Below are 23,589 nucleotides of genomic sequence, written 5' to 3'. Positions count from 1 at the left end.
CGGCTCTCTATCGCGTCTGATATTTCTTGCGTTCGCGGTCATTGGCTTTCCTCATGGAAAAGATGCGCATTCCCCCTGCTCGAGGCGTCCAACAGAAGTTGATCAGGCGGCCACGCAGGTAGGCGAAGCTGGAGAACCGCACCTCGCCATAGTCCTGGCGCGTGTCCTGCTCCGAAACGAGACTGGCCCTGTCGATGAATGCGACGTCGGCGAAGTCCAACTGGCGGTTTTCCAACGTCCATTGTCGCTTCGTCTCGTCCCATTCCAGTTCCATCTACCACAATCCCCATTTAATTGTGGTCACAAATAAATCAATAGGTCAGCTCTGATGGCGTCGGCTCATTGGATCGGAGTCCCTTGCAGAGGCGGTGCGGCGAACATCGCAAATGGCCGATACTCATCCCCGGGGGCAACGGTCTCCTTGGCCTGCGGGTCGTCCGGTGTCCACCGAATCCACCAATTCACGAGGGCCGCAGCGTCATCGGCTCGATCGAACAATTTGTGACTGTTCAGCACCCACTCGCCGGGGTGTCGGCTCACATGATGGAGCAGCAGGGAGTAGTGACCGTAGGCATCGAAATACATTCCGGCGTCGTAGCCAACAAAGCGAAAGTCTCCACGCGGCGGCGTGTTATCGAGTTCGTCGGAAATATAGGCACCCCGTAGCGGTCCCGATGGCAGAGCATCTGGATGCTGCTTGAGCTGTGCCACGCGAAAGCTGGACTTCAGCAGCGGCTCCCATCGTTGATTGGCCCGAACAGCGAGTCCGTCGAAGCCCGCATAGCTCCGCCAGCTGCCAGAAGCCTCGAGCGTCTCGGGCAGGTCAAAGTCGACGATCAGAAGATACCGCTCGACCTTCTGCATCAGCTCGACAACCCTCCGAACAGCGTCGGCATGTCGAACGCCCTGAAGCCGTAGTGGTCGAGCCAGCGTTTGTCGGCGTCGAAGAAGGCGCGGAGGTCGTTCATGCCGTATTTGAGCATGGCGAGCCGGTCGATCCCCATGCCCCAGGCGAAGCCCTGGTAGACATCGGGGTCGAGGCCGCAATTGCGCAGCACGTTGGGGTGCACCATGCCGCAGCCCAAAATCTCGAGCCAGTCGCTGCCCTCGCCGATCTTCACCTCGGGGCCGGAGCGGTCGCAGCCGACATCGACCTCCATCGAGGGCTCGGTGAAGGGGAAGAAGCTCGGGCGGAAGCGCAGGGTGACGTTGGGCACCTCGAAGAAGGCCTTGAGGAATTCCTCGAGCACCCAGCGGAGCTGGCCGATATGCGAGCTCTTGTCGATCACCAGCCCCTCGACCTGGTGGAACATCGGGGTATGGGTCTGGTCGCTGTCGTGCCGATAGGTGCGGCCGGGCATGACGACGCGGATCGGCGGCTCCATCGGCGGGGTGAGATAGGGGGCGGCGGGCGTCTCGTTGGTCCGGCGCATCACCCGGATCTGCACCGGCGAGGTGTGGGTGCGCAGCACCTTGCGCACCCCGTCCGGTCCCGGCTCGAGGAAGAAGGTGTCGTGCATCTCGCGCGCCGGATGCCCCTCGGGGAAGTTGAGCGCGGTGAAATTGTACCAGTCGGTCTCGATGTCGGGGCCTTCGGCGATCCTGAAGCCCATGTCGGAGAAGATGGCGGTGATCTCGTCCCACACCTGGCTGATGGGATGGATGCGGCCCTCGGCGGTGGGCGCGGGCCGGAGCGGCAGGGTGACGTCGAGGCGCTCGGTTTCGAGCCGGGCGGCGAGCGCGGCGGCGGCGAGGGCCGCGCCCTTCTGCTCGATGGCGCCGGCGATCCCGGCCTTGAGGCCGTTGATCAGCGGGCCGGCGCTCTTGCGCTCGTCGGGCGGCATGGCGCCGAGCGTCGCCAGGAGGGCCGAGACCGAGCCCTTCTTGCCCAGGGCGGCGACGCGGACCGCCTCGAGCGCTCCCGCGTCGGCGGCCGCGGCGATGGCGGCGGTAAGCTCGGTGCGCAGGCGCGCAATGTCATCGGTGAGGCTCATGTGCAATTCCAGTTCAGGCGGGCAAACAAAAAGCCCTGCGCCAAAGCCCGGACGGGCGGCGCAAGGCTTAACGTGAGGCCTCGGAAAAGGCTAGCGCGGTGGCTGTATCAGGCCACGCGCGCGGCGGTGGTCTTCTCGATCTCGCCGAGATAGCCGAGCGCCTTCTTGGACTGGGCGACCAGCGCCTCGAAGGCCTTGGGCTCGGTGATGGCGATGTCGGACAGGACCTTGCGGTCGACCGCGATCTCAGCCTTCACGAGGCCGTCGATAAATCGGCCGTAGGTCAGCCCATGCGCGCGCACGGCGGCGTTGATGCGCTGGATCCACAGCGCGCGGAAATTGCGCTTCTTGGCGCGGCGGTCGCGATAGGCGTACTGGCCGGCCTTGTCGACGGCCGCCTTGGCGACGGTGATCGACGATTTGCGGCGGCCGTAATAGCCCTCGGCGGCCTTCAGGACTTTCTTGTGGCGGGCGTGAGCGGTTACGCCACGTTTGACTCGGGACATCTGTCAGCTCTCCTTCAGCGCGCGTACGGCATGTACCATTTCACCAGGCCCTCATCCCCCTTCTTGAGGATCTTGGTGCCGCGGTGACGGCGGATGTAGTCGGCATTGTGCGAGGAGAGGCGGTGGCGCTTGCCCGCGACACCGGCCTTGACGCGGCCAGACGCGGTCATCTTGAAGCGCTTTTTGGCGCCCGATTTGGTCTTCATCTTTGGCATTTTGCTACCCGTTTGCGCCCGAAGGCGGTGGCATTCAGGATCGCCACGGCATGCCTTTCGGCCGGGCGGTCCGGTTGGAAGCGGCGTCTATAGAGGGTGGGCGCGACAAGCGCAAGCCTCAGGCGGTCCTGAGCGACGAAATGACTTCGCCCAGCCGGTCGATGAGGTGGGCGCCCTCGGTACGGCTCAATTCGCCGAGCGCGGCGCGGTTGATCTCGGCAGTGATGCGGGCGAGGTCCGGCACCAGGGCGCGCGCCTTGTCGGTGAGGTAGAGGCCCTGGGCCCGCCCGGCCAGATGCCGGCGGGTGATCCAGCCTTCGGCCTCGAGGCCGTTGAGGGTGCGGGCGACACCGGGCTGCTCGACGTCGAGCCGCTCGACCAATTGCTTCTGCGTCAGCCCTTCGGCCCGGCCGATCTCGATCAGCGCCGCCGCCTGCGCCGGCTGCACCCCGAGCGGCGCCAGCGCCTCGCGCAGCCGGTTGGCCAGCAGCCGCGCCAGTTGCGCGGCGTGAAAGCCGATGGTGTCGCGCTGGTCGAAGGTCATAAGGCGTTATGTAGAGGATTCGCGGGACGGTGGGAACAGCCACCCCGCCATCCTCGAAACAAAAGGGCGGCACGGGGCCGCCCTTGTTCCTGCCGATGCCGGGCCGCCCTCATTTGGGCGCCAGCACCATCACCATCTGGCGGCCTTCGGAGCGCGGGGCGGATTCGACCTTGGCCCTGGCCTCCATCTCCTGCTGCACCTTGACCAGCAGTTCCATGCCGATGTCCTGGTGCGCCATTTCGCGGCCGCGGAAGCGCATGGTCACCTTCACCCGGTCGCCGTCCTCGAGGAAGCGGGTGACCGCCTTCATCTTGGTCTCGTAGTCGTGGGTGTCGATGTTGGGGCGAAGCTGGATTTCCTTGACCTCGATCACCTTCTGCTTCTTGCGCGCCTCGGCCGCCTTCTTCTGGGCAGCATATTTGAAGCGGCCGAGATCGAGCATCTTGGCGACGGGCGGCGTGGAGTTTCCGGCGATGACGACGAGGTCGAGGCCCAGTTCCTGAGCCTGGGCCAGCGCGTCGCGGGTGCGGACCGCGCCTTTGTTGACGCCTTCGGCGTCGATGAGCTGGACTTCGGGAGACTGGATGTCCTCGTTGCTGAGCGGCCCATCCTTCTGGGGCGCAACGGGTCTCATGGGTCGGCGAATGGCAGAGAATCCTTCTGCAGTTGAACGGATGCCAAGGGAAGCGGCGCTAAAATCGTTATTCGCGGCCCATAAGTCAATCGGCTGGACAGGGCGCGAACGGAAATGTCAAAGCCTGTTGCGGAGCTGCGCGGAGCCGCGAGTGTGAGCGAGACCATCCTGGTGGGCGACAGGGCGATCGCCGTCGAGCGCCGGGCGGGGCGGCCGCCGGGGCTGTTCTGGCTGTCGGGCTTCCGCTCGGACATGAGCGGATCGAAGGCCAGCGCGGTCGATGCGTTCGGGGCCAGCCACGGCCTTGCCGTCACCCGCTTCGACTATTCCGGCCACGGCCGCTCCGGCGGCGACTTCGACCAGGGCACGATCAGCCGCTGGCTGGAGGAGGCGGAGGCGGTGTTCGCCACCACCAGCGGGCCGCAGATCGTCATCGGCTCGTCGATGGGCGGCTGGCTGGCGCTGCTGCTCAACCGGGCGCGGCGGGCCAGAGGCGACGCGCGCATCCATGGGCTGGTGCTGATCGCCCCGGCGGTCGACATGACCGAGCTGATGCTGGCGCAGATGCCGAAGAAATATCGCAAGCTGCTCGACAAGCAGGGCTTCGTCGACACGCCGTCGGACTATTCCGACACGCCGTACCGCATCAACGGCGCGCTGATCGAGGACGGCCGGCGGCACCTGCTGTTCGGACGCGCCATCGAAACGGGCTGCCACGTCACCATCCTGCAGGGCGCGCGCGACAGGGACGTGCCGCGGGAGCATGCGGCGAGGCTGGTGCAGCATCTGGTCAGCGATCCGGTGAGCTTCATCGTGGTCCCCGAGGGCGACCACCGCCTCAGCCGCCCCGAGGACCTGGCGCTGCTCGACCGCGCCATCGAACAGACCATCGCCGAACGCGGGGTGTAGCGCCTCGCCCTAGGCCCACTCGCCCTTGCGCATCACCGGGGTGACCGCGCCGTCCTGGCCGATGCCGTCGACGTCGATCTCGGCGGAGCCGATCATCCAGTCGATGTGGATGTTGGAGGTGTTGCCGCCGCGGCGCGCTACCTCTTCGGGGGTGATGGTGTCGCCGTCGAGGAAGCATTTGGAATAGCACTGGCCGAGCGCGATGTGGCTGGCGGCGTTCTCGTCGAACAGCGTGTTGTAGAACAGGATACCGCTCTGGCTGATGGGCGAGGAGTGCGGCACCAGCGCCACCTCGCCGAGGCGGCGCCCGCCCTCGTCGGTGTCCATGGCCTTGAGCAGCACGTCCTCGCCCTTGCCGGCATGGGCCTCGACGATGCGGCCGCCCTCGAATTTAACCGCGATGTCGGTGATCAGCGTACCGTTGTGGCTGAGCGGCTTGGTGGAGCGCACCACGCCATCGACGTGCAGCCGGTGCGGGGTGGTGAACACCTCTTCGGTCGGGATGTTGGGGTTGCAGGTGATGCCGTTGCGCGCCGGCGAGGCGCCGCCCTTCCAGGCATGGCCGTCGGCAAGGCCGAGCGTCAGATCGGTGCCGGGACCGGTGTATTTCAGCGCCTTGAAGTTCTTGCCGGTGAGCCAGGTCTGGCGCTCCCTGAGGCGGCCATTGTGCGCGGCCCAGGCGGCGACCGGATCGGCGGTGGAGATGCGGGTGGCGGCAAAGATGGCGTCGGCGAGCTTCCTCACGGCGGTCGCCTCGTCGTCGCCCTCAAACACCTGCTTCGCCCAGGCGGCGCCGGGATAGGGCACGATGGTCCAGTTGATGTCGAAATTGACGATCTTGGCCGAGGCCGGCTTGTAGGCCTTGCTCAGCGCCCGGTTGGCGCGGCCGACCTTGTCCGGATCCTCGCCGCTCAGCAGCATCGGGTTGTCGCCGGCGATGGCGAGGCGGGCGGTGTTTTCGCCGAACGCCCTGGCCACCCCCTCGTACAGCCAGCCGGCGGCGCGGTCGAAGCCCTCGTCGTGGCCGTGGCGATAGCGGGCGAGGGTCATCTCCTCGTCGGAAAAGAAGGTGGTGACGAGGCCGGCGCCGGCCTTGTAGGCCTCGGCCGCGATCAGCCGGGCCAGCGGCAGGGCGCTGATGGGCGACGTCATGTAGAGGTCCTGCCCCGGCTTCAGCCCGAGGCCGACCTGGATGGCGACCTCGGCGAGTTTCTGCAGCTTGTTGGGATCGACGGCGGGAGCGGGCATGGCGGCACCTGAATGAACGACGGTGCATGACGCCTAGAACAATTCGCCATTTCATGGAAACAGCGAATCGTTCCGGTTTTCGTTTCGACGCGCGGGACACAATGGCGACGGTGGCTGTGGCCCCCACCCCCGGCCCCTCCCCGCAGGGGGGAGGGGGGCGCAGGAGCCGCGATCACGGTGGTGCAGTCGGGCTCCCCTCCCCCTTGGGCGGCGATCACCAAGCTCGAGGTTCGCGTCAAGCGCCGGGTCAGGCCGCCTGGTAGCTGGCGGTGAAATAGAGCATCGCGCTGTTGGTGAATTGCGAACTGGTGAGGCCGGCGCCGGCGCCGTTGGCCGACTGGTACAGCGTCACCTTGCTGCCGTTGGGCCCGATCAGGCCGAGCACGGCGCCGCTGACGCCCGAAAAACCGCCGGCATAGCCGATTGCGACGGAGCCGTAGATGCCGTCGTTGAGCGACGCGAAGGGCAGGCCGGTGATCTGCGCCGGCCCGGACGAGCTGCCCTTGCTGGACAGGGTCAGGAGGCCCGTGACCGTGACCAGATTGCCGACCTTGGTGTAGCGGCCGAGGCAGGGCGAGCCGTAGACGACGCCGGTGGCGCCACCGCCGAAGGTGATCGCGGGGGTCCAGACGCCCTCCTCGTAGTCGTCGAGGGTGTTGGCGCCGGCCGAGGGATTGTGGGTCGCCGGAAAGGCGAGCTGGCCGACCGGCAGGCTGACCACGCCCGTGCCCTGCGCCACGGTGAGCGCCTCGGTCCAGGCGCTGCCGTCGGGCGAGACCTTGAGGTGCAGCGCGTCGTCGCCGGCAAGCCCGATCTCGCCGCGGCCGGAAGCGTTGTCGGCGAAGACGATGCTGGCGGTGTCGGCGGCGCTGGCCTTGTCGAGCGTCAGGCGGTGGCCGGCGCCGTCATGGGTGAAGAGGCTGCCCGCGGCGGCGACGGCCAGCCGAGTGGTGAGGTCGGCGTCGGTGTTGACGCCGAATTTGCCGAGGCCGGCGCCGCCGGTGAAGGCCAGGGCCGACCAGGCGCCGGCGGCGCAGATGGCGATCTCGCCGGCGTCGAGCACGTAAGCGAGCCAGCCATCGGCGGGAACGACGAAGCTCCAGCCGCCGTCGCGCCAAAGGGCGAGGCGGCCGTCCTTGCCGGCCCACGCGCCGCTGGCCGAGGGTGCGACGATATAGGCGTCGCCCTCGGTGGGGCCGGCCGGCGGCGCGGCAATGCTGCGGCTCTTGACGGCCGGCTGCACGAGCTGGTCGAGCCGCGCCATGGCGGCATTGTAGGTCACTTGCTTTTGCGCCTGCTGCGGGGCGATGTAGGGCAGCGAGAGGCGGGCAGTCGTCGACATCGGGGGTTCCTCCGAACCGTTGGCGTTGCCCGCCATTTTACGAGCCCCCGCAGCGACGGGGATAAGCGTGCCTCAGGAGCCCCTGCCCATGACCCGGATCGACGACCTCGAAACGCCCTGCGTGGTGATCGATCTGGGGCGCGTCGAGGCCAATCTGCAGCGGGCGCAGGCGCATGCCGACGCCAATGGCTACGCGCTCCGCCCGCACATCAAGACGCACAAGCTGCCGCGCTTCGCCAAGCGGGCGCTGGCGCTTGGGGCGGTCGGCATCACGGTGCAGAAGCTGGGCGAGGCGGAGGTGATGGCCGACGCCGGACTGACCGACATCTTCCTGCCCTACAACCTCATCGGCGACAAAAAGCTGAGCCGGCTCAAGGCATTGAACGAGCGGATCAGGATCAGCGTGACGGCCGACAGCCCCGAGACCGTGGCCGGCTATGCCGCCGCCTTCGCGGCGCCGGGGACGAAACCGCTGACCGTGCTGATCGAGTGCGACACCGGCGGCGGGCGCTGCGGCGTGCAGTCGCCGGCGCAGGCGCTGGCGCTCGCCCGGCAGATCGCGCTGGCGCCGGGGCTGCGCTTCGGCGGGCTGATGACCTACCCGCCGCGCGGCCAGGCCGCGGCCGCCGACCGCTGGCTCGGCGAGGCCAAGACGCTGCTCGAAACGGCGGGGATAGACGTGCCGGTGGTGACCTCGGGCAACAGCCCCGACATGTGGCATACGGGCGACTCGGTGGTCACCGAACGGCGGCCCGGCACCTACATCTATTTCGACCGCAGCCAGGTGGGGTTCGGGGCGGCGCGCTTCGCCGACTGCGCGCTCACGGTGCTGACCACGGTGGTGTCGCGGCCGACGCCGACGCGCATCGTGGTCGATGCCGGCTCCAAAGCGCTGAGCAGCGACCTGTTGGGCCAGACCGGGCATGGCGCGGTGCAGGGGCATGAGGAGATCGTGGTCACCGCGCTGTCGGAGGAGCATGGGGTGATCGAGCTCGACGCCCCGTCGGACTGGCCGCGGGTGGGCGAGCGGCTGAGGCTCATCCCCAACCATGCCTGCGTGGTGTCGAACCTGTTCGACCGGGTCAACCTGCTGGCGGCGGACGGCACGATCGAGGCGGTGCCGGTGGCGGCGCGCGGCCGGGTCGACTGACCGATCGAGGCGAAACGCGCGGTCAAACTAACTCAATGTTTACGGCGCGAGCCTATCCTGGGCCCAGAAAAACCCCGGAAATCCGGTGGTTTGGAAGGATCGCGGATGGGCGCATCGCAGCTCTGCCGGAACGCTGGCGAGGGCCGGCCGGACGAGCCTGCCGAGCCGGCAGCCGTCGTCTCGCGCCGCGCGCCGGCCGGCGGCTGAGCGGGCCGCCCGACATGCACACGCGTCTCGCCCGGCAGCTCGACGAAGCCCGCCTGCCCGATGGCGGCATCGACCTGGCGCGCTTCACCGCGCTCGTCGCGGGCGCCTATGCGGAGGCGGACGCGGAGCGCGAGCGCGGCGACCGCTCGATGCGGCTGCGGGCCGAGGAGCTGGAGGCGTTCCAGCAAAGCCTCGAGCGCAAGATCCGGCAGCGCACCGCCGAACTGCGCGACAGCCGCCGGGCGCTGAAGCTGCAGACCGAGCGCATGGCGCTGGCGCTCGATTCCACCGGCTACGCCATCTCGATCTTCGATGGCGGGCGCCGGCTGGTCTATTGCAACAGCTATTTCCTCGACCTCTACCACCTGCCGCGACGGCTGGGGAAACCCGGCACGCCGTTCGCCGACATCGTGCGCGCCCGGATCGCCGCCAATTCCTTCGTCGGGGAGGACCCCGAACGGTACTACGCCGAGCGCACGCAGGGCGTCGACCGCAACCAGGTGTGGGTCGACGTGCACCGGCTCAACAGCGGCGAGATGGTGTCGGTCAACCACCAGCCGCTGCCCGATGGCGGCTGGGTGGCGACGCACAAGGACATCACCGAATTCGCCCGGCTGCAGGAAGAGCTGGCGCACCGCGCCTATCACGACGCACTGACCGGCCTGCCCAACCGCCACATGCTGCAGCAGCGGCTGGCCGAATGCGTGGCGCAGGCCGACGGGGTCGGCAGCTTCGCGCTGCTGCTGGTCGATCTCGACGGCTTCAAATCGATCAACGACACGCTGGGCCACGCCGCCGGCGACGTCGTGCTCAAGGAGGTGGCGCGACGGCTCGAGGCCAGCGCCGGCGGCGCCTGCATGGCGGCACGCATGGGCGGCGACGAGTTCGCGGTGGTGATGGATGTGGGCGCGGCGGCGCGCGACGCGCACCGGCTGGCGGTGACGCTGACCGATGTGGGCCGCGTGCCGTTCATCGTCGACGGGCAGGAGGCCGACATCGCGTTCTCGATCGGCGTGGCGGTGGCGCCGGGCGACGGGCTGACGCCGGACGAGCTGCTCAAGAACGCCGATCTGGCGCTCTATGCCGCCAAGGCCGAGCGGCGCGGCAGCTACCGCTTCTTCGAGCCGGCCATGGACAAGGCGCTGCGCGACCGGCGGCGGCTGGAGCGCGACCTCGGCATGGCGCTCGAGCGCGGCGAGTTCGAGCTCTATTACCAGCCGATCCTCAACCTCAAGCGGCAGGCGTTTTCGGGCTTCGAGGCGCTGCTGCGCTGGCGGCATCCCGAGGACGGGCTGATCTCGCCGGTCCGTTTCGTGCCGGTGGCGGAGGAGACCGGGCTGATCGTGCCGATCGGCGAATGGGTGCTGCGCCAGGCGATCGCCGAGGCGGCCACCTGGCCGGCCGGACTGCGCGTCGCCATCAACGTGTCGTCGGTGCAGTTCCAGCGCGGCAATGTGGTGGCGACGATCATGAATGCGCTGGGCGCCTCGAGCCTCAGCCCGGAGCGGGTGGAGATCGAGATCACCGAATCGGTGTTCTTCGAAAACAGCGCCGCCAACCTCGACGCGCTGCGGCAATTGCATGCGCTCGGGCTCAAGATCGCGCTCGACGATTTCGGCACCGGCTTTTCAGCGCTGAGCTATCTGCTCAAATATCCGTTCGACAAGATCAAGATCGACGGCGGCTTCGTACGCGCCATCGACAGCGCCGCCGGGGCGCAGACCATCGTGCGGGCCATCGCCGAGATCGGCCACGGCATGGGCATCGTCACCACCGCCGAGGGTGTCGAGACCGCGGCGCAATTGCGCAACATCCACGCCGCCGGCTACACCGAGGCGCAGGGCTATCTGATCGCCCGCCCGCTGCCGGCCGGCGAAGTGCGCAAACTGCTGGGCGGCGAAGACGATGCGATGCCGTATCCGCCGATGGAGCAGCGCCTTACGGGATAGGACAGATTCGGGACGCCGGTGGCGGCCGACGAAAGGGGCGGCCCCAGGCACCGATGCCTGGGGCCGCCCCTCCATTACGCGACGCGCGGTCCCCGTCTCCCGCAAGCGGGAGAGGAGCGCCGAGTGCGGGTGTTAGTGGTGGATGAACAGCAGGATGATGATGATCAGCCAGATGGGAACGCCGAGCAGCCAGAGCAGAATGCCGGCACCAAGATTGCGCATGTCCGATCCTCCTCAGTAGCGGCCGAAGACATCGGCGAACACCGTGCCCTCGTCGCGATGGCGACCACCCTTCATGGCGGCCCAATAGGCGCCGACGGCGCTGACCAGCAGCGAGGCGGCGGTGAGGAAGGCGGCGAGCACGGCGGTCTTGCGGGCCGTCTCGGCGGCTTCTGCGGCCTTGGCCCTGGCGTCGTCCACCGCCTTCAGCACCTGGTCGACGCGGGCCGTGGCCTGGTCGGCCGGCAGGCCGGTCGACTGCGCCACGAGCTGGCCGAGATAGGCCTTGTCGTCGTCGCTGACGTTGCCCGAGACGGCGCTGGCCGCAAGGATGCGTCCGGCTTCGCCGCGGGCGTCGGCAACGTCGGCGCCCTGCGGCGCCGCGCCGTCGGCGGGCAGGCGGAAGAGCTGGTCGGTGAAGTAGGCGTTGGGGTCGAGCGCGTTGGCCGCGCCGGGATTGGCGGCCGCCCCCTGCGCGACGTTGGACGCCGCGGTGGTGGCGGTGCCGACGGCATTGCCGATGGCACCGACCGCGGCGCCGAGGCCGCCGACGGTGATGATGGCGCCGACCACCAGCGCCCCGGCCCAGACCAGGAGGCCGTGGGCGCCGTCGCGCACGTCGCTTTCGTGCTCGGTGGCGTCGTGGAAGCGGCGGCGCATGCGGCCGGTGAGGTAGCCACCGGCCATGAAGCTCGAGATCTGCACCCAGAGCAGCCAGCTCGCGGCGGCGATGCCGACCCAGATCGGGGCGACGCCGGTGAAGCTGCGGAAATTGGCGAAGCTCAGGCCGACCGCCGAGCCGAAGGCAAGCAGCAGCAGCGAGATCGCCGAGGCGAGCACGATGCCGCCGATGACGGCAGCCCAGTCGATGTAGGAATGATGTTCTGCTGCGCCGCCGGCGGCGGGCGCGGCGGCGATGACGACGTCATGTTCGATGGTCATGGGCGGCCTCGCTCAGCGCAGGCCGAAGAAGGACAGAATGGCCATGATCACCACGACCAGGCCGACGAGATAGATGATACCGTTCATGGGGCAAGCTCCTGTGACGCAATTGCTCGGTGACGCAATTTGCTCGAGTCACAAAGGCGCGATGCCGCAATTTGGTTGCCTCGCTGCCCAATTGTCGTGCAACAGGCGGAACCGGCGTGGCCGGAACAAGTTGTTGGGTTCAGCACCGGGCTGCGCTAAAACGCCCGTGCCCCCCGCGAGGTCGCTGTAGCGTCAGATGGACGAGACGATTGCCGAAAGCAAAGCCGCCGCCCGGCGCTGGACCTGGCGGATTCCGGCCTACGTGCTGCTGCCCTTCTACCTGATGCTGATCGGCGTGCTGCTGCGCTACGCCGTCTATGTGCGCACCACCGGGCATTGGGGCTTCAACGACTATCTGCGGGCGCTGTGCGTCTACGACTGCAACGCCTATGAGCGGCTGGCGCTCTATGGCTATGAGGGCCGGCCGTCGGGGTTCGACAAGGGCGACGCCAACAACTGGGCGTTCTTTCCGTTCTATTCGATCTTGGTGTGGGGGCTGAACCGCATCACCGGGCTTTCCATGCTGGTGGGCGGCTCGATCCTGACGCTGCTGCTCAGCGTGTGGGCGGCGATCCTGAGCTGGCCGCTGTTCGAGCGCCGCTTCCGCGCCTATTTCCTGTTCTGCTTCTTTTTGTTCCTCGGGCCGTTCTCGTATTATTTCTCGACGCTCTATACCGAGGCGCTGTTCATCATGCTGACCATCGCCGGCTTCGTGCTGCTGAAGCAGCGCGACTACGTGTCGGCGGGGGTGGCCGGAGCGCTGATGTCGGCGACGCGCTCGACCGGGCTGTTGTTTGCCGGCGCCATCCTGATCGCGGCGTTCCAGAACCATCTGAGGGACGGCGGCTCGGTGCGCGGCTTCTTCCGCACGCTGTGGAAGCGCACCGATCTGCTGCTGGCGGTGGCGCTGGTGCCGGTCGGCATCTGCCTGTTCGCGATCTATCTGTGGTTCCATTCGGGCGATGCGCTGGCGTTCGTCCACATCCAGCGCGCCTGGGGCCGGGCGTTCTCCGATCCGTTCCGCAATCTGTGGCTGACGCTGAAGATGCAGTTCGACGCGCACAATTACTCCACCATCAGCACCGACCTCGCCTTCGGGCTGGCGGCGATCGCCGGCATGGCGCTGAGCGGGGTGATGGCGTGGAAGGGCAAGTGGGACTGGGCGCTGTTCTCGCTGTTCGGCGTGCTGCTGCCGCTCTCGACCAACGCCTATTCGATGCTGCGCTTCGTGGTCGGGCTGGCGCCGGTGCTGATCACCGCGTCGCTGCTGTTCTCGCGCTGGAAATGGCTGTTCTACCTGCTGCTGCCGGCGCTGCTGATCCTCGACGTGCTGCTGCTGCCCACCTGGACCGGGCGCTCCTATTACCTGATGTGAGCGCGCGCATGCTGCCCACCTACCAGCCCCGGCTCTGGCACCTTGCGGTCGTGGCGCTGATCGCGCTGTTCGACCTCGTGGTGCTGTACATGGTGCTGAGGCCCAATGTCAGCGACGACTACCGCGCCTACTATATCGACCGTTCGGCCTCGTGCTTTCCGCGCGCCGACAATGTGGCGACCGGCTACTACCCCCTGGGCGAGCCGATCAGCTTCGTGCCCGACCGCAGCGGCTTTTCGCTCGACACGGTGCGCTGGTGCGGGTTCATGCCGCCCAGCAACACCGGCATCCGCTCGTTCGGCGATTACGGCATCATCCGCATCGTGATGCCGCTGCCCGACGACGATTTCCTGCTGACGTTTGCGAGCTGGGCCAATACCGACAGCTCCAAGCCCGAGCGCGACGTGCAGGTGGTGGTGAACGGCAGCCGCGTCGGCACGCTGAGCTTCACCTCGTCCAAGGGCATCTTCGGGCGCTTCCTGGTGCCGCAGGCGGTGGCGCGCGCCGGCGGCACCGACGACAACGGCAACAACATCGTGCTGATCCGCTTCGAGGTGCCGCGCACCGGGCCGCCGGGCACCAACAGCGAGCCGGTGACGCTGCAATTGCGGCTCGAGAGCCTGCGCCTTGCGCCGCTCAAATCGATCCCGGCCGAACTGGCGAGCGCGAGTTTTGCCGCCGGCACGCCGGGGACGGTGGTCGAGGCGGCGCCCAAGGCGCACCCGCCGCACACGCCGGCGGGCAAAAAGAAAGAGGCGGGCTGAACCGCCTCTTTCGGTGGATTGCGGCCCCCACCCCCAACCCCTCCCCGCAAGGGGGAGGGGGGCGATGGAGTCGATACGACGGTGTTTCAGTCGGGCATCGCACTGCCGCCCGATCCGGAAGCGCTTATTCGGCGTCGGTGATCTCGGTGGTGTAGGCGCCGGCATCCGGCTCCTTGGTGATGGCCGGGTTGTCGCCGCTCTTGTTGGCGAGCAGCGTCGCCACCGTCTGCTTGAAGTCGTTGGCATCGAGCGCGCCCTTGAAGGCCGGGTCGATCAGCTTGGCGACCTCGCCCATCATGTACTTCTGGTGGTCGATGGTGGCGGCGCCGGTGGGGTCGGAATCGACCACGATCTGGGCGGCTTCGTCGGGGTTCTTCACCGCGTCTTCCCAGCCCTTCATCGAGGCGCGCACGAAGCGCACCAGCACGTCCTTGAACTTGGCGTCGGCCAGCTTGTCCTGCAGGACGTAGAGGCCGTCCTCGAGCATGCCCACGCCCTCGTCGCGGTAGTTGAAGACGACGAGGTCGTCGGGCTTCAGGCCGCCATCGAGCACCTGGCCGTATTCGTTGTAGGTCATGGTCGACACGCACGCCGCCTGCTTCTGCAGCAGCGGATCGACGTTGAAGCCCTGCTTCAGCACGGTGACGCCGTCGGCGCCGCCATTGGTGGGCAGGTTGAGCTTGGCCATGAAGGCGTAGAACGGATATTCATTGCCGCCGAACCAGACGCCCAGGGTCTTGCCCTTGAAGTCGGCGGTGCCGGTGATGCCCATGTCCTTGCGGCAGGTGAGCAGCAGGCCGGACTTCTTGAACGGCTGCGCGATGTTGACGAGGTTGACGCCCTTCTCGCGGCTCGACAGCGCGTCGGCCGCCCAGTCGATGACCACGTCGGCGGTGCCGCCGACCAGCGCCTGCACCGGGCTGACGTCGGTGGAGGCGGCGTCGATGGTCACGTCGAGGTTGGCGTCCTTGTAGTAGCCCTTCTGGGCGGCCACGTAGTAGCCGGCGAACTGCGCCTGCGGCACCCATTTCAGCTTCAGCTTCAGCGCGTCGGCGGCATTGGCCCCGGTGGCGCCCGCCAGCAGGGCGCTGAGCGCCACCGCGGCAAAGATGGTGTTCGTCTTCATGGTCGTTCCCTTCTTGTTGCTCCCTTACGTCGTTCCACCACGGATCGACGGATGCCAGAACGTCACGGCGCGCTCGATGAGCGCGACGACGCCGTAGAAGACCGACCCCGCCAGGGCCGACACGGCGATTTCTGCCCAGACCAGGTCGATGTCCATGCGGCCGACCGCGGTCGAGATCCGGAACCCCATGCCCACCACCGGGGTGCCGAAGAACTCCGCTACGATTGCGCCAATCAGGGCCAGAGTCGAGTTGATCTTGAGGGCGTTGAAGATGAACGGCGCCGCCGCCGGCAGCCGCAGCTTGAACAGCGTCTGCCAGTAGGACGAGGCGTAGGAGCGCATCAGATCGCGCTCCATGGCGACGGTGACGTTGAGGCCGGCCACGGCGTTGACCAGCATCGGAAAGAACGTCATCAGCACGACCACCGCCGCCTTGGACGGCCAGTCGAAGCCGAACCACATGACCATGATCGGGGCGATGCCGACCAGCGGCAGCGCCGACACGAAGCTGCCGATCGGCAACAGGCCGCGCTTGAGGAAAGGCGAGCGGTCGATGGCGATGGCGACGAGCAGGCCGACGCCGTTGCCGATGGCGTAGCCGGCGAGCACCGCCTTGAGGAAGGTCTGCTGGAAATCGGCGGCGAGGATCGGCAGGTTGGCGACGATCCGCGCCCAGATCACCGAGGGCGCCGGCAGCAGCACGTTGGGCACGTTGCCGCCGCGCGTCCCCGCCTCCCAGGCGACGAGCACCGCGAGGCCGAACATGGTCGGCACCAGCATGCCCAGCCAGCGCCGGCGCTCGGCGCCCGAGGCCAGCCGCGCCGACAGCCGTTCGGCGAACAGCCAGGCGACGAGCCAGGCGGTGGCGAGCAGCGCCCAGTAGCCCCAGCCGGCGCTGTCGAACTGGGCCAGCTCGAACAGCACCACGGCGCCGCCGGCGACCGCGAGCAGGCCGGAGACGAGCGGCGGCAGCTTCAGCGTGAACAGCGCCAGCAGCAGCAGCACCAGCACCGGCCAGGCGACCGACAGCACGCCGGTCCAGCTCATCACCACGGCATCGCCGCGGATGCCGAGCGGCAGCGCGATGGCGAGCACGGCAAAGAGTGCGGCGGCGATGGCGAGGATGCGCTCGAGCCGGCTCATGCGGGACGCGCTCCCATGCGGGCGACCACCAGGCGCTCGACGATGCCGACGGCCAGCACCAGGAGGCCGGCGAGGATAGCCGAGAGCAGCAGCACCGACCAGATCTGCACCATCTGGCCGTTGTACGAGCCGATCAGCAGCCGGGCGCCGAGGCCCGAGACGGCGCCGGTCGGCAGCTCGGCGACGATGGCGCCGACGAGGCTGGCGGCGACCGCCACCTTCATCGAGGCGAAGAGGAAGGGCACGGCGGTGGGCCAGCGCAGCAGCCACACGGTCTGCGTCGTGGTGGCGTTGTAGGTGCGCATCAGATCGAGCTGGATGGTCTCGGGGCTGCGCAGGCCCTTGACCATGCCCACCACCACCGGAAAGAAGCTGAGATAGGTGGCGATCACCGCCTTGCTGATGAGCTGCGCCGCGTCGGCATCGAGATGCAGCAGCTGCGCCACCGCGTTCTGCCCGGTGAGGACATTGTAGGTCAGCACCACGATCACCGGCGCCACCGCCAGGATCGGCACGGTCTGGCTGGCAATGATCCACGGCATCAGCGAGCGGCTGGCGGCCTGGTTGAGCACGATGAACAGCGCCAGCACGACGCCGAGCACGGTGCCCATGACGAAGCCGAGCAGCGTCGCCGACAGCGTGATCCAGGCGTGATAGAGCAGGCTCCGCTTGTTGGAGGGCGCCAGCGTCAGCGTGGTGTTCCACAGATCGACCGCCACCTGGTGCGGCGCCGGCAGCACCGGGCGGGTGTAGCTCAGCGTGGTGAGGACGATGTCGGTGAGCGAATGCGTGGCGCCGTCGCGCGAGAAGCGATCGGTGACCACGCCCCAATTGAGCAGCACCGCGCCCACATACCAGACCACGATCAGGACGAGCACCAGCACGAAAATGGCGAAGACCTTGCTGTCCCTGATCGCCGTCATCACGACTGCTCGTAGGAATGTCCGGCGCGCAGGCCTTCGCGCACGCGGTGGGCGATCTCGAGGAATTCCGGGGTCTCGCGGATCTCGAGCGGGCGTTCGGCCGGCAGCGTCGAGTCGATGATGTCGGTGACCCGGCCGGGGCGCGGGCTCATCACCACGATCTTGGTGGAGAGATACACCGCCTCGGGGATCGAGTGGGTGACGAAGGCGATGGTCTTTTTGGTGGCGGCGAAGAGCTTCAGCAGCTCGGAATTGAGATGGTCGCGCACGATCTCGTCGAGGGCGCCGAACGGCTCGTCCATCAGCAGCAGGTCGGCGTCGAATGCCAGCGCGCGGGCGATGGAGGCGCGTTGCTGCATGCCGCCCGAGAGCTGCCAGGGAAATTTGCGCTCGAAGCCGGTGAGGTTCACGAGCTCGAGCGTGCGGGCGATGCGCGCCTTCCGCTCGGCGTCGGAGTGGCCCATGATCTCGAGCGGCAGAGCGACGTTCTTTTCGATGGTGCGCCAGGGAAACAGCGCCGGCGCCTGGAACACATAGCCATAGGAGCGCGATTTGCGCGCCGCCTCGGGCGTCATGCCGTTGACGCTGATGGTTCCCGAGGTCGGCTGTTCGAGATCGGCGATGACGCGCAGGAACGTGGTCTTGCCGCAGCCCGACGGGCCAATGAAGGAGACGAACTCGCCCGGCTGCACCTCGAGATTGACGTCAGAGAGCGCGACGACGTCGCCGTCATTGGTGCGGAATGTGAGGCCGAGATTTTTGGCGGAGACGACGGCGGTCATTGCGGCCGCCCCTCCCACCGCCAAGCCAACGCTGCTGCGTGTGTTGCTCCCCCCAGCGTCAAACTCACACCCCCGTCGCCGGGATGCCCGCGCGTTCGATCTTGTGCGGAGCGGTGATGGCTTTCCAGGTGGAGAGCGCGCGGTTGACCGGGTTGTTGGGCTCGCGGGCGACGAACTGGCCGTGGCCCTGCTCGGCCTCGACCTTGCCGTCGTTCACCGCCACCTTGCCGCGGGTCAGCGTGTAGCGCGGCAGGCCCTTGACCTTGAAGCCCTCGAACACGTTGTAGTCGATGATCGATTGCTGCGATTTGGCCGAGATGGTCTTTTCCTTGTTCGGGTCCCAGACCACGAGGTCTGCATCGGCGCCGACCAGCACCGCGCCCTTTTTCGGATACAGGTTGAGGATCTTGGCGATGTTGGTCGAGGTCACCGCGACGAACTCGTTCGGCGTCAGCCGGCCGGTGTTGACGCCGTAGGTCCACAGCAGCGGCATGCGGTCTTCGAGGCCGCCGGTGCCGTTGGGGATCTTGGCGAAATTGCCGAGGCCGACGCGCTTCTGCTCGGTGGTGAAGGCGCAATGGTCGGTGGCCACGGCCTGCAGGGAGCCGGCCTGCAGCCCGGCCCACAGCGAATCCTGATGCTGCTTGTTGCGGAAGGGCGGGCTCATCACGCGGCGCGCCGCATAGTCCCAGTCCTTGTTGAAATATTCGGTCTCGTCGAGCACCAGATGCTGGATCAGCGGCTCGCCGAAGACGCGCATGCCCTTCTGCCGGGCGCGGCGGATAGCCTCGTGGCTCTGCTCGCACGAGGTGTGCACGACGTAGAGCGGCACTCCAGCCATGTCGGCGATCATGATGGCGCGGTTGGTGGCCTCGCCCTCGACCTCGGGCGGACGGGAATAGGCGTGGCCCTCGGGGCCGTTGTTGCCTTCGGCCAGCAGCTTTTCGGTCATGGCGAGGACGACGTCGCCGTTCTCGGCGTGCACCAGCGGCAGCGCGCCGAGTTCGGCGCAGCGCTGGAACGAGGCGAACATCTCGTCGTCGTTCACCATCAGCGAGCCCTTGTAGGCCATGAAATGCTTGAACGAGGTGATGCCGCGCTGCACCACCTCCGCCATCTCTTCCCACACCTGCTTGTCCCACCAGGTGATGGCCATGTGGAACGAGTAGTCGCAGGAGGCTTTGCTGGTCTTGTTGTCCCACATCTGCAGCGCTTCGAGCAGCGACTGGTTGGGGTTGGGCAGGCAGAAATCGACCACCATGGTCGTGCCGCCCGAGAGCGCCGCACGCGTGCCGGACTCGAAGTCGTCGGTCGAGTACGTGCCCATGAACGGCATTTCGAGATGCGTATGCGGATCGATGCCGCCCGGCATGACGTAGCAGCCCGTGGCGTCGAGCACGTCGCCGCCGGAAAGATTCGGCCCGATCTCGGTAATCTTGCCGTTGTCGATACGGATGTCGGCCTTGTGGGTGAGATCGGCGGTGACGATGGTGCCGTTCTTGATGATGGTCATTTGCTATGCCTCCTGCTGCGCCGCCGCCCCCACCTCTCCCTTGGGGGAGAGGTCGGACTTCGCAAAGCGAAGTCCGGGTGAGGGGGCCTTCTGCAAATGGGCCACAATCACCTCGAGGACGCCGTCGGTGTGGATAAGGGCGTCGGTATTCCAGAAGCGAAGCACTTCGTAGCCGTGCTCGGCAAGCACCGCGGTGCGACGCAAATCGTAGCGCACGGCGTCGTCCTCGGCATGCTGGCTGCCATCCAGCTCGATGACGAGATCGGCCTCTCGGCAGGCAAAATCGGCAATGAACGGGCCGACCGGCTGCTGGCGGACGAACTTGAAACCGAGCAGGCGGCGGTCACGCAGGCGCGACCAGAGCTTGCGCTCGGCATCGGTCGAATTGGCGCGCAACCGCTTGGCCGCTCCGGCCGCAAATTTGGTCTTGAGGATGCTCACAGAAAGGCCCCCTCACCCGCCGCTGCGCGGCGACCTCTCCCCCCAGGGAGAGGTGGTGCGTGGGCAAGATCGTGCCGCACCCTGACCTCTCCCTTGGGGGAGAGGTCAGACTTCGCAAGGCGAAGTCCGGGTGAGGGGACCTTTGCGATCCCGCCACCCATCACTCCACGATCTCCGCCGTTTCCACCACGGCGTGGAACAGGACGTCGGCGCCGGCGGCGGCCCAGTCCTTGGAGATGTCTTCGGCTTCGTTGTGGCTGAGCCCATCGACGCAGGGGCACATGATCATGGTCGAGGGCGCCACCTTGTTGGTCCAGCAGGCATCGTGGCCGGCGCCGGAGATGATGTCCATGTGGCTGTAGCCGAGCTTTTCGGCGGCGGCGCGGACGCGGGCGACGAGCGTCGGGTCGAACGTCACCGGATCGAAATGGCCGACCGCCTCCACGGCGCAGCCGACGCCCAGCGCGGCGCAGATCTTTGGCGCCTCGGCCTCGATCCTCGCCCGCATGCGGTCGAGCTTTTTCTGCTCGGGCGAACGGATGTCGACGGTGAACACCACGGTGCCGGGCAGCACGTTGCGCGAATTGGGCGAGAAGCGCATCTGGCCGACGCCGCCGACGGCGCCGGGCTGCTCGCTCATCGCCACCTCCTGCACCATTTCGAGGATGCGGGCCATGGCGAGGCCGGCGTTGACGCGCATGCGCATCGGCGTCGAGCCGGTATGCGCCTCCTTGCCGGTGAGGGTGAATTCGAGCCACCACAGGCCCTGGCCGTGCGTGACCACGCCGATCTGCTTGTGCTCGGCCTCGAGGATGGGCCCCTGCTCGATGTGGTATTCGAAATAGGCGTGCATCCTGCGGGCGCCGACCGGCTCGTCGCCGACCCAGCCGATGCGCCTGAGCTCGTCGCCGAAGCTCTTGCCCTCGCCGTCCTTGCGGCCATAGGCGTAGTCGAGCGTGTGGACGCCGGCGAAGACGCCCGAGGCCAGCATGGCGGGGGCGAAGCGGGCGCCTTCCTCGTTGGTCCAGTTGACCACGACGATCGGCCGGCGCGTCCGGATGCCGAGGTCGTTGAGGGTGCGGATGACTTCGAGGCCGCTCAGCACGCCGAGCACGCCGTCATAGCGGCCGCCGGTCGGCTGCGTGTCGAGATGGCTGCCGATATAGACCGGATCGAGGCTCGGGTCGGTGCCTTCGCGGCGCGCGAACATGGTGCCCATCTGGTCGAGGCCCATGCCGAGCCCGGCGCCCTCGCACCACGATTTGAACAGCGTTCTGCCCCTGGCGTCGTCGTCGGTCAGCGTCTGCCGATTGCTGCCCCCGGCCACCCCCGGCCCGATCTCGGCCAGCTCGTGAATGGAATTCCACAGCCGGTCGGGATTAATGCGGAGGTTTTCACCGGGAGAGGTCATCATCGTTTCCTTGCAGTCGCAGTCAGATCTCCTCGATCCTCCGGGGAGAGGGTGGCTGGCGAGAATCGCCAGTCGGGTGAGAGCCCTGGAGACTCGCCCGCGGCGACGCGGCCGATCAGCTCGTGAACGCCAGCCAGTTCCCTGAGGACCTCGCTGTTCCAGAACCGCAGAACGCTATACCCACGCGCGTTGAGGAAGGCCGTGCGGCGGCGGTCGTATGCCTCATCGTCGACATGCTGGCTGCCATCGACTTCGATGACAAGCATGCGCTCGCGGCATACGAAATCGGCGACGAACGGATCGATCGGCACCTGCCGTACGAATTTGAGCCCGGCGACGCTGCGATTGCGCAACAGATTCCACAGGCGCTTTTCGGCCTCGGTGGGGACCTGGCGCAGGGCGCGTGCCTTGGCAACGCCGGCGGCAGTGACCTTACGGCCCCTCACCCGGCGCTGCGCGCCACCCTCTCCCCAAAGGGGCGAGGGGAGGCTGGAGCCGAGAGCCCCGTTGACCCCACCCATTGACGCTGCAGCCAGGTCCCCTCGCCCCTTTGGGGAGAGGGTGCCGAGCGGCAGCGAGGCAGGTGAGGGGCCGTGCGCCATCGTTATTTGTGGCTCGGGAAGCTGAAGTCGGCGCCGCCTTTGATGCCGGCGGGCCAGCGGGTGGTGACGGTCTTGAGGCGGGTGTAGAAGTGCACGCCTTCGGGCCCGTAGATGGCGTGGTCGCCGAAGATCGAGCGCTTCCAGCCGCCGAAGGAGTGGTAGGCCACCGGCACCGGGATCGGCACGTTGATGCCGACCATGCCGACTTCGATGTGGTCGGCGAACTCGCGGGCGGCGTCGCCGTCGCGGGTGAAGATGGCGGTGCCGTTGGCGTATTCGGTGTTGTGGATCAGCTCGACCGCATCGCCATAGGATTGCGCGCGCACCACCGACAGCACCGGCCCGAAGATCTCTTCGCGATAGATCTTCATGTTGGGCTTGACGTCGTCGAACAGCGTTCCACCGATGAAGAAGCCATTCTCGTAGCCCTGCAGCTTGAAGCCGCGGCCGTCGACGACCAGCCTGGCGCCCTCGGCGACGCCGGAGTCGATGTAGCCGGCGATCTTGTCGCGCTGCGCTTTCGAGACGATCGGCCCCATCTGCGCGTCCTTGTCGGTGGACGGGCCGATGCGCAGCGCCTCGACGCGCGGCTTCAGCTTTTCGATGAGGGTGTCGGCGGTCTTGTCGCCCACCGGCACGGCCACCGAGACGGCCATGCAGCGCTCGCCGGCGGAGCCGAAGCCGGCGCCCATCAGTGCGTCGGCGGCCTGCTCCATGTCGGCATCGGGCATGATGATCATGTGGTTCTTGGCGCCGCCCAGCGCCTGCACGCGCTTGCCGGCATGCGTGCCGCGCCGATAGACGTATTCGGCGATCGGGGTCGAGCCGACGAAGCTCACCGCGGCGATGTCGGGATGGTCGAGCAGCGCGTCGACCGCCTCCTTGTCGCCGTGGACGACGTTCATCACGCCCTCGGGCAGGCCGGCCTCCATCAGCAATTGCCAGGCCAGCATCGGGGCGGACGGGTCGCGCTCCGACGGCTTCAGCACGAAGGTGTTCCCGCAGGCGATGGCGATGGGATACATCCACATCGGCACCATGGCGGGGAAGTTGAACGGGGTGATGCCGGCGACCACGCCCAGCGGCTGGCGGTCGGAATAGGTGTCGATGCCCGGCCCGGCGTTGCGCGAGAACTCGCCCTTGAGCAATTGCGGGATGCCGCAGGCATAATCGACGCAGTCGATGCCGCGGGCCAGCTCGCCCATGGCGTCGTCGTGCACCTTGCCGTGCTCGCGCGAAATCTCGCGGGCGATCTCGTCGGCGTGCTTTTCGAGCAGCTCCTTGAACTTGAACATCACCCGGGCACGCTTCATCGGCGTGGTGCTGGCCCAGGCCGGCAGCGCCTTCTTGGCGGCGGCGACAGCGGCGTTGATCTCGTCGAGGGTGGAGAGCGGGAGCGTCGCCACCGCTTCGCCGGTCGCCGGATTGTAGACCGGCTGGGTGCGCGTGCTGGCGCTCTGGATCAGCTTGCCGGCGATGGCGTTCTGGATGGTCTGCATCGATGGGGTTCCGCTCTTGTTGGAATGATTGTTCTATCTGGATCGGAATAGAACATTCGTTCCA

General features: G+C 67.4%; 24 protein-coding genes. 5 read left to right on the top strand and 19 right to left on the bottom strand.

Going from position 1 to position 23,589, the window contains the following annotated elements; all coding sequences use genetic code 11:
• Nucleotides 1-7: 7 nt before the first annotated feature.
• From BGO82_RS18130 to infC, 7 genes are all read right to left on the bottom strand, one after another.
• Nucleotides 8-274, bottom strand: a complete 267-nt coding sequence (locus BGO82_RS18130) for a BrnT family toxin (protein ID WP_291307029.1) — start codon at nucleotides 272-274, stop codon at nucleotides 8-10.
• A gap of 65 nt (nucleotides 275-339) precedes the next feature.
• Nucleotides 340-864 (bottom strand): hypothetical protein, encoded by a 525-nt coding sequence (locus tag BGO82_RS18125; RefSeq protein ID WP_291307028.1) that lies wholly within the window; start codon nucleotides 862-864, stop codon nucleotides 340-342.
• Complete coding sequence (gene pheS, locus BGO82_RS18120; RefSeq protein WP_291307027.1) at nucleotides 864-1,994, bottom strand: phenylalanine--tRNA ligase subunit alpha; 1,131 nt, start codon at nucleotides 1,992-1,994, stop codon at nucleotides 864-866. Before pheS ends, BGO82_RS18125 begins: the two co-directional genes overlap by 1 nt.
• Nucleotides 1,995-2,101: 107 nt before the next feature.
• Nucleotides 2,102-2,500: a 50S ribosomal protein L20 gene (gene rplT / locus BGO82_RS18115; RefSeq protein ID WP_291307026.1), complete on the bottom strand. Its 399-nt coding sequence runs from the start codon at nucleotides 2,498-2,500 to the stop codon at nucleotides 2,102-2,104.
• A gap of 14 nt (nucleotides 2,501-2,514) precedes the next feature.
• On the bottom strand, nucleotides 2,515-2,715 hold the full coding sequence (gene rpmI / locus BGO82_RS18110; protein WP_291307025.1) for a 50S ribosomal protein L35: 201 nt from the start codon (nucleotides 2,713-2,715) through the stop codon (nucleotides 2,515-2,517).
• 118 nt (nucleotides 2,716-2,833) lie between these two features.
• Nucleotides 2,834-3,259 (bottom strand): MarR family transcriptional regulator, encoded by a 426-nt coding sequence (locus BGO82_RS18105; RefSeq protein ID WP_291307024.1) that lies wholly within the window; start codon nucleotides 3,257-3,259, stop codon nucleotides 2,834-2,836.
• A gap of 109 nt (nucleotides 3,260-3,368) precedes the next feature.
• Entirely contained in the window at nucleotides 3,369-3,905 is a 537-nt protein-coding gene (infC, locus tag BGO82_RS18100) for a translation initiation factor IF-3 (protein ID WP_291307574.1), read from the bottom strand.
• 141 nt (nucleotides 3,906-4,046) lie between these two features.
• Here infC and BGO82_RS18095 point away from each other — a divergent pair, with 141 nt between their 5' ends.
• Nucleotides 4,047-4,802, top strand: coding sequence for an alpha/beta hydrolase (locus BGO82_RS18095; protein ID WP_291307023.1), 756 nt, complete (start codon nucleotides 4,047-4,049; stop codon nucleotides 4,800-4,802).
• Between the two features lie 9 nt (nucleotides 4,803-4,811).
• On the opposite strand, the gene BGO82_RS18090 is transcribed toward BGO82_RS18095, so the two are convergent.
• Together BGO82_RS18090 and BGO82_RS18085 are read right to left on the bottom strand one after the other, a co-directional pair.
• Nucleotides 4,812-6,050: an aminopeptidase gene (locus tag BGO82_RS18090; RefSeq protein ID WP_291307022.1), complete on the bottom strand. Its 1,239-nt coding sequence runs from the start codon at nucleotides 6,048-6,050 to the stop codon at nucleotides 4,812-4,814.
• Between the two features lie 247 nt (nucleotides 6,051-6,297).
• Nucleotides 6,298-7,392: a DUF2793 domain-containing protein gene (locus BGO82_RS18085; RefSeq protein WP_291307021.1), complete on the bottom strand. Its 1,095-nt coding sequence runs from the start codon at nucleotides 7,390-7,392 to the stop codon at nucleotides 6,298-6,300.
• An 88-nt stretch (nucleotides 7,393-7,480) separates the two neighbouring features.
• Here BGO82_RS18085 and BGO82_RS18080 point away from each other — a divergent pair, with 88 nt between their 5' ends.
• Nucleotides 7,481-8,542: a D-TA family PLP-dependent enzyme gene (locus tag BGO82_RS18080; protein ID WP_291307020.1), complete on the top strand. Its 1,062-nt coding sequence runs from the start codon at nucleotides 7,481-7,483 to the stop codon at nucleotides 8,540-8,542.
• A 221-nt stretch (nucleotides 8,543-8,763) separates the two neighbouring features.
• Nucleotides 8,764-10,698, top strand: a complete 1,935-nt coding sequence (locus BGO82_RS18075; protein WP_291307019.1) for an EAL domain-containing protein — start codon at nucleotides 8,764-8,766, stop codon at nucleotides 10,696-10,698.
• Between the two features lie 234 nt (nucleotides 10,699-10,932).
• Here the strand turns inward: BGO82_RS18075 and BGO82_RS18070 are convergent, their stop codons facing one another.
• Nucleotides 10,933-11,859: a hypothetical protein gene (locus BGO82_RS18070; RefSeq protein ID WP_291307018.1), complete on the bottom strand. Its 927-nt coding sequence runs from the start codon at nucleotides 11,857-11,859 to the stop codon at nucleotides 10,933-10,935.
• A gap of 283 nt (nucleotides 11,860-12,142) precedes the next feature.
• Here BGO82_RS18070 and BGO82_RS18065 point away from each other — a divergent pair, with 283 nt between their 5' ends.
• Nucleotides 12,143-13,321, top strand: coding sequence for a hypothetical protein (locus tag BGO82_RS18065; RefSeq protein ID WP_291307017.1), 1,179 nt, complete (start codon nucleotides 12,143-12,145; stop codon nucleotides 13,319-13,321).
• 8 nt (nucleotides 13,322-13,329) lie between these two features.
• Entirely contained in the window at nucleotides 13,330-14,085 is a 756-nt protein-coding gene (locus tag BGO82_RS18060; RefSeq protein ID WP_291307016.1) for a hypothetical protein, read from the top strand.
• Nucleotides 14,086-14,209: 124 nt separating this feature from the next.
• On the opposite strand, the gene BGO82_RS18055 is transcribed toward BGO82_RS18060, so the two are convergent.
• From BGO82_RS18055 to BGO82_RS18015, 9 genes are all read right to left on the bottom strand, one after another.
• Nucleotides 14,210-15,211 (bottom strand): ABC transporter substrate-binding protein, encoded by a 1,002-nt coding sequence (locus BGO82_RS18055; protein ID WP_291307015.1) that lies wholly within the window; start codon nucleotides 15,209-15,211, stop codon nucleotides 14,210-14,212.
• A gap of 24 nt (nucleotides 15,212-15,235) precedes the next feature.
• On the bottom strand, nucleotides 15,236-16,354 hold the full coding sequence (locus BGO82_RS18050; protein WP_291307014.1) for an ABC transporter permease: 1,119 nt from the start codon (nucleotides 16,352-16,354) through the stop codon (nucleotides 15,236-15,238).
• Entirely contained in the window at nucleotides 16,351-17,277 is a 927-nt protein-coding gene (locus BGO82_RS18045; protein ID WP_291307013.1) for an ABC transporter permease, read from the bottom strand. Before BGO82_RS18045 ends, BGO82_RS18050 begins: the two co-directional genes overlap by 4 nt.
• A complete protein-coding gene (locus BGO82_RS18040) occupies nucleotides 17,277-18,059 on the bottom strand; it encodes an ABC transporter ATP-binding protein (RefSeq protein WP_291307012.1) in 783 nt (260 codons plus the stop codon). The genes BGO82_RS18045 and BGO82_RS18040 overlap by 1 nt, the downstream gene beginning before the upstream one ends.
• A gap of 64 nt (nucleotides 18,060-18,123) precedes the next feature.
• Nucleotides 18,124-19,572: a dihydropyrimidinase gene (gene hydA, locus BGO82_RS18035; RefSeq protein ID WP_291307011.1), complete on the bottom strand. Its 1,449-nt coding sequence runs from the start codon at nucleotides 19,570-19,572 to the stop codon at nucleotides 18,124-18,126.
• Nucleotides 19,573-19,575: 3 nt separating this feature from the next.
• Complete coding sequence (locus tag BGO82_RS18030; RefSeq protein ID WP_291307010.1) at nucleotides 19,576-20,013, bottom strand: endonuclease domain-containing protein; 438 nt, start codon at nucleotides 20,011-20,013, stop codon at nucleotides 19,576-19,578.
• Nucleotides 20,014-20,173: 160 nt separating this feature from the next.
• Entirely contained in the window at nucleotides 20,174-21,424 is a 1,251-nt protein-coding gene (locus BGO82_RS18025) for a Zn-dependent hydrolase (RefSeq protein WP_291307009.1), read from the bottom strand.
• Nucleotides 21,424-21,945: an endonuclease domain-containing protein gene (locus tag BGO82_RS18020; RefSeq protein ID WP_291307008.1), complete on the bottom strand. Its 522-nt coding sequence runs from the start codon at nucleotides 21,943-21,945 to the stop codon at nucleotides 21,424-21,426. The genes BGO82_RS18025 and BGO82_RS18020 overlap by 1 nt, the downstream gene beginning before the upstream one ends.
• Nucleotides 21,946-22,028: 83 nt before the next feature.
• On the bottom strand, nucleotides 22,029-23,525 hold the full coding sequence (locus BGO82_RS18015; RefSeq protein ID WP_291307007.1) for a CoA-acylating methylmalonate-semialdehyde dehydrogenase: 1,497 nt from the start codon (nucleotides 23,523-23,525) through the stop codon (nucleotides 22,029-22,031).
• Between the last annotated feature and the right edge of the window lie 64 nt (nucleotides 23,526-23,589).

It is taken from the genome of Devosia sp. 67-54 (assembly GCF_001899075.1).
GTDB lineage: Bacteria > Pseudomonadota > Alphaproteobacteria > Rhizobiales > Devosiaceae > Devosia_A.
Note: the sequence above shows the minus strand (reverse complement) of the source record. Positions and strands in the feature narration are given on the sequence as shown.

What these genes read in the sequence shown, in the direction of transcription:
- BGO82_RS18080 (WP_291307020.1), top strand. Translation starts at nt 7,481, where the DNA reads ATGACCCGGATCGACGACCTCGAAACGCCCTGCGTGGTGATCGATCTG.
- BGO82_RS18060 (WP_291307016.1), top strand. Translation starts at nt 13,330, where the DNA reads ATGCTGCCCACCTACCAGCCCCGGCTCTGGCACCTTGCGGTCGTGGCG.
- BGO82_RS18025 (WP_291307009.1), bottom strand. Translation starts at nt 21,424, where the DNA reads ATGACCTCTCCCGGTGAAAACCTCCGCATTAATCCCGACCGGCTGTGG.
- BGO82_RS18040 (WP_291307012.1), bottom strand. Translation starts at nt 18,059, where the DNA reads ATGACCGCCGTCGTCTCCGCCAAAAATCTCGGCCTCACATTCCGCACC.
- BGO82_RS18065 (WP_291307017.1), top strand. Translation starts at nt 12,143, where the DNA reads ATGGACGAGACGATTGCCGAAAGCAAAGCCGCCGCCCGGCGCTGGACC.
- BGO82_RS18045 (WP_291307013.1), bottom strand. Translation starts at nt 17,277, where the DNA reads ATGACGGCGATCAGGGACAGCAAGGTCTTCGCCATTTTCGTGCTGGTG.
- BGO82_RS18015 (WP_291307007.1), bottom strand. Translation starts at nt 23,525, where the DNA reads ATGCAGACCATCCAGAACGCCATCGCCGGCAAGCTGATCCAGAGCGCC.
- pheS (WP_291307027.1), bottom strand. Translation starts at nt 1,994, where the DNA reads ATGAGCCTCACCGATGACATTGCGCGCCTGCGCACCGAGCTTACCGCC.
- rplT (WP_291307026.1), bottom strand. Translation starts at nt 2,500, where the DNA reads ATGTCCCGAGTCAAACGTGGCGTAACCGCTCACGCCCGCCACAAGAAA.
- BGO82_RS18125 (WP_291307028.1), bottom strand. Translation starts at nt 864, where the DNA reads ATGCAGAAGGTCGAGCGGTATCTTCTGATCGTCGACTTTGACCTGCCC.
- BGO82_RS18070 (WP_291307018.1), bottom strand. Translation starts at nt 11,859, where the DNA reads ATGACCATCGAACATGACGTCGTCATCGCCGCCGCGCCCGCCGCCGGC.
- BGO82_RS18130 (WP_291307029.1), bottom strand. Translation starts at nt 274, where the DNA reads ATGGAACTGGAATGGGACGAGACGAAGCGACAATGGACGTTGGAAAAC.
- BGO82_RS18055 (WP_291307015.1), bottom strand. Translation starts at nt 15,211, where the DNA reads ATGAAGACGAACACCATCTTTGCCGCGGTGGCGCTCAGCGCCCTGCTG.
- BGO82_RS18050 (WP_291307014.1), bottom strand. Translation starts at nt 16,354, where the DNA reads ATGAGCCGGCTCGAGCGCATCCTCGCCATCGCCGCCGCACTCTTTGCC.
- rpmI (WP_291307025.1), bottom strand. Translation starts at nt 2,715, where the DNA reads ATGCCAAAGATGAAGACCAAATCGGGCGCCAAAAAGCGCTTCAAGATG.
- BGO82_RS18085 (WP_291307021.1), bottom strand. Translation starts at nt 7,392, where the DNA reads ATGTCGACGACTGCCCGCCTCTCGCTGCCCTACATCGCCCCGCAGCAG.
- BGO82_RS18105 (WP_291307024.1), bottom strand. Translation starts at nt 3,259, where the DNA reads ATGACCTTCGACCAGCGCGACACCATCGGCTTTCACGCCGCGCAACTG.
- BGO82_RS18090 (WP_291307022.1), bottom strand. Translation starts at nt 6,050, where the DNA reads ATGCCCGCTCCCGCCGTCGATCCCAACAAGCTGCAGAAACTCGCCGAG.
- hydA (WP_291307011.1), bottom strand. Translation starts at nt 19,572, where the DNA reads ATGACCATCATCAAGAACGGCACCATCGTCACCGCCGATCTCACCCAC.
- BGO82_RS18075 (WP_291307019.1), top strand. Translation starts at nt 8,764, where the DNA reads ATGCACACGCGTCTCGCCCGGCAGCTCGACGAAGCCCGCCTGCCCGAT.
- BGO82_RS18020 (WP_291307008.1), bottom strand. Translation starts at nt 21,945, where the DNA reads ATGGGTGGGGTCAACGGGGCTCTCGGCTCCAGCCTCCCCTCGCCCCTT.